We start from the raw sequence: 3,685 nt of genomic DNA, 5'->3' as shown, positions 1-3,685 counted from the left end.
CATGCGGGGAACCCACAGAATCCACCTTCACTTCACGCCAACGTCCAGTTCGTGGATGAATCTGGTGGAACGCTTTTTCCGGGATTTGACGGTGGACTGCATCCGGGACGGCAGCTTTACAAGCACCAAGGAATTGGTCGCTTCAATAGAGGCCTATCTGCAGGACCGCGACCTTTCGCCCAAGCGATACGTTTGGAAGGCTGAAGGGCAGGCCATTTTGGAAAAAATCCAGCGTTCCCGCGCAGCAATCGAAGCAAAAGCTAATACATAGCTATTTATCGTTCAGAACACTAGGCAAAGTAACGCCAGTTGAGATCCGGGAAGAGGTTGTCCCGCCGTTCGCATTCATCGAGGAAGGCGAAGTCAGCGGAAGAATCCTCGAGTTGGCTACAGAGGGTGTTCAGCCGGAAGAGGTGGGTTTCGGTGCGGCGCCTCGCATAGGCCGCGGCGGTGCCGGTCTTCATCAGAAAGGCCCAGTCGCTCGCCTGGGCCAACAGAAGTTCGCGGGCGGCTTGGCGGAGGAGCCGCTGAGGCGGCCGCCGGTGGGAGGCATAGCGCTTGGCTTGGGCGACCAGGCGGTGGGCGCCATCATGGAGGTGGGGGTAGATCCAGTCATTCTCCCCGTCGAGCCAGACTTCGGAGTGTCCTCGCCACCCCCAGGAGGAGGCAGCGGGGAGGGCCAACTGCTGGGTCGGGTGGCGCTCGAGATACTCGGTGGGGGTGATCGGGGCGAGGGAGAGGGGATCCCTGGCCATTCCACGAAAGAGGAAGTCGAGGAACTGAGGTCCCTCGTACCACCAGTGTCCGAAGAGCTCGGCATCGTAGGGGGCGAGTACGATCGGCGGAAGACCGAAGCCCTGCGCCCGAAGGGAAGCGACCTGGTTTTGACGCTTGGACAAGAAGTCCTCGGCATGGAGGCCCGCCTTGGCCCGGGCTGCTTCCGGGGAGTAGAGTTCCTTCTCCGGGGAGGGGCCCGTGATCCGATAGTATTTAATCCCGAGGAATTTTCGCTCTCCAGTCGGGAGGATGTAGGGGCGCAGATAGTCGTAGTCGAGCTCAAAGCCGATGTCGCGGTAGAACTCCCGGTAATCAAAGTCGCCCGGGTAGCCCTCCGAGGCGCTCCAGACTTCGCGGCTCGAGTCGACGTCGCGGGCGAAGGCCGCAGGGCCCCAAGGGGTGTAGATTGGCGCGAAGAAGCCTCGCTGCGGGCGGGGGTCGGCAAAGAGGAGCCCATGGCTATCGACGACGAACCAGCGGATCTCGGCTTCCTGGAGGTAGTCCTCGACTCCCGGATAGTAGGCGCATTCGGGAAGCCAGAACCCCTTGGGACCCGTCCCGAAGAGCGCTTGGTGGGAGTCGCGGGCGATGAGGACCTGGGCGCGGACCGCTTCGGGCGTCTCGGAGAGGAGCGGGAGGTAGCCGTGGGTCGCCCCGCAGCTGATGAGCTCGAGCTTCCCCGTCTGGGCGATGCGCCGGAAGGCTCCCAGGAGATCGGCCCGGTAGCGATCAAGGTAGGCCTCATGGGCCTCCTCGAGCTGGATCCGGTAGAACCGGGCGAGTGGGTGGAAGAGGGGAGAGAAGAGCGTGCGGTCCGACTCGCGGCAGGCAAGCTCGAGCAGCCGCTCGAGATGAGTCGTGTAGCGTCTCTGGAGAAGGGGATCCCCCAGCATGGCGCAGAGGGTAGGGGAGAGGGAGAGGGTCAGACGAAAGTCAATCCCGTCCCGAAGAAGCCCTTCGAGCACCGAGAGGAGGGGGAGGTAGCACTCGCTGATTGCTTCGAAGAGCCAGTCCTCCTCGAAGAACTCCTCATGCTCGGGATGCCGGACAAAGGGAAGATGCCCATGCAGCAGAATCGCCAGGTAGCCTCGAGGTTCCACTGCGTGATTCGATCCTCGATCTTTCCCCCGCTCCTCTTTGCGGAGCTTCAGCCCGCAGTGCGGCCCAGAGGCTCCGGTGGAAGCGGTGGCTGCGCCGTGGCATCCACCTTCCCGAGATATTCGCTCTCGCGGAGGAAGGAGAGCGTCGCCCCGCGGGTCTCCACCCCGTCGGGCGACACGGCCTCGATCGGGATGCGGTAGCTTCCGTCCGGGAGCAAGAAATGGTAGCGGAATGTCCCGCCGGGCTCCAGCGCAATCGGATGGCCGAGCACGGTGACCTGCGCTTGGGGATCGGTTCCCCCGTAAAGAATGAGCTCCGCGTTGACGTGGAGGAAAAAGCCTCGCTCCCGCCCGACTCCCGGAGGAATGGCCCAGGAGGCTCCGAAGGGGCTGAAGGCCCAGGACGAGGGCCAAGCGAAGCTTCCCGGCCAAGCGGTGACCCCCGAACCTGGCCAGGGGAAGGAGCCGGGCCATGAGAAGAGGCCAAAGCTCGAAGGGCTGCCCCCCCAGCTCCCTGCCGCCTGTCCGGCGGGCCAGGCGGCGACCCATCGGGAGATGAGATCGGATTCGCCATGGGGGAGGCACTCCTGGCCTTGGTCCTGGATGCGAGCCAGCGTCTCGACGAGTTGCTCGCCTGGGAGAGTGACGGGACGGAACTCCCGGGCCAGTTGACGGAAGGGTACTCCTGGGGGAAGGGTTGCAAGGGTGCGATCGGTGCGTTCGGAAGGCGTGAAGCGAGGCGATGCGACAGGTTGGGATGCGCCGAGCGAGAGGAAGGTCCGCCGGGTTCCCTGAGTCTGATAGGTCCCCAGCTCGACCGAGAAGGTCTCTCCACTTTCGGAGAGGGAAAAGTACCAGTTGCGGCAACCGGGGGGCAGCGCGTGCTCCTCCCGGACTCTCCCGTCGGATCGACGGAGCCGGAGGAGGATACAGCCGTCATCGGCCGCTCGGGCGGCTTGCGCGAGGCGCTCCTCGGGCCAATTCCAGTAGGCGAAGAGTGAGTTCGGCCCACGCGGAGTCAGGTAGAGTCGAACGGTGTCCGAACCGACTGCGGGTGGGAAGAGTCCATCGGAGGGCGGATCGACCGATGGGGGACGCGTCCGTTCGGCTTCCGAGCCCGTCACCGGTTCGACGGCGAGAAAAGGATCGCGAGGAGCCTTGGATGAGGGTCGCCTCCGTCTGCTGCCGACCGGCTTGCCGCTGGTGGAAGATCGAGTTCGAGAGGACGGACGGAGGGGTGTTTTACGCGAGGTCATGGTGTTCTCATCTTCCTTGCTCTGCGGGCCCCGCGGCAGCCGCGGTTTTCTGGTTGGCAGAAGGACGCAGGCTTCGGACCCGCCGGAAGACCTCTCCTTTTTTTCCCACCACAGTGATTATAACCGCATCAAGTCGGCTCGACCAGCAGGAAGTCGAGGAAATCCGTGGCTGACGGCAGGAGGGATTCGCCGCAGGGTCTTTTTTTATGAACGGCCAAGTGATTCTGCGCCAGGGAGGGAAAGAAAGGCTAGACATGAGGCGACTTTTTCGATGCCATAGGCTCGATGAAACAGCATTTCCATTCAGGAACCGGTGGGCCAAGGGATTGCGGACTGGAAGTTTCGATTGCCAGTTTTCCCGAAGAAATCGAATGGTTCGATGGGCAGTTGAAGGAACGCCACTATCTGGGGGCGGGGCGATCGGTGGGCGACTATTTGCGCCAGGTCATTGCCCAAGATGGGCAGGCGGTGGCGCTGCTGGTTTGGGGGCCGGCCTGCTACGCGCTCAAGGATCGGGATCGGTGGATTGGATGGAGCGCCGTACAGCGGGTG

At 63.3% G+C, this 3,685-nt stretch carries 2 protein-coding genes and 2 pseudogenes; 2 read left to right on the top strand and 2 right to left on the bottom strand.

The features are described 5' to 3' along the window. Nucleotides 1-271: pseudogene (locus tag A37A_RS14720) on the top strand (IS630 family transposase); the annotation flags it as partial. 19 nt (nt 272-290) lie between these two features. Here the strand turns inward: A37A_RS14720 and A37A_RS0100030 are convergent. Both A37A_RS0100030 and A37A_RS20905 read right to left on the bottom strand, forming a co-directional pair. Then, complete coding sequence (locus A37A_RS0100030) at nt 291-1,877, bottom strand: glycoside hydrolase family 57 protein (protein WP_018289505.1); 1,587 nt, start codon at nt 1,875-1,877, stop codon at nt 291-293. Nucleotides 1,878-1,924: 47 nt separating this feature from the next. Beyond that, entirely contained in the window at nt 1,925-3,133 is a 1,209-nt protein-coding gene (locus tag A37A_RS20905; protein ID WP_081616138.1) for a DUF4912 domain-containing protein, read from the bottom strand. Between the two features lie 285 nt (nt 3,134-3,418). Here A37A_RS20905 and A37A_RS14715 point away from each other — a divergent pair. Next, nucleotides 3,419-3,685 (top strand): annotated as a pseudogene (locus A37A_RS14715) (Druantia anti-phage system protein DruA); the annotation flags it as partial.

The organism is Verrucomicrobium sp. 3C (assembly GCF_000379365.1).
GTDB lineage: Bacteria > Verrucomicrobiota > Verrucomicrobiia > Methylacidiphilales > Methylacidiphilaceae > Methylacidimicrobium.
Note: the sequence above shows the minus strand (reverse complement) of the source record. Positions and strands in the feature narration are given on the sequence as shown.

What these genes read in the sequence shown, in the direction of transcription:
- A37A_RS20905 (WP_081616138.1), bottom strand. Translation starts at nt 3,133, where the DNA reads ATGACCTCGCGTAAAACACCCCTCCGTCCGTCCTCTCGAACTCGATCT.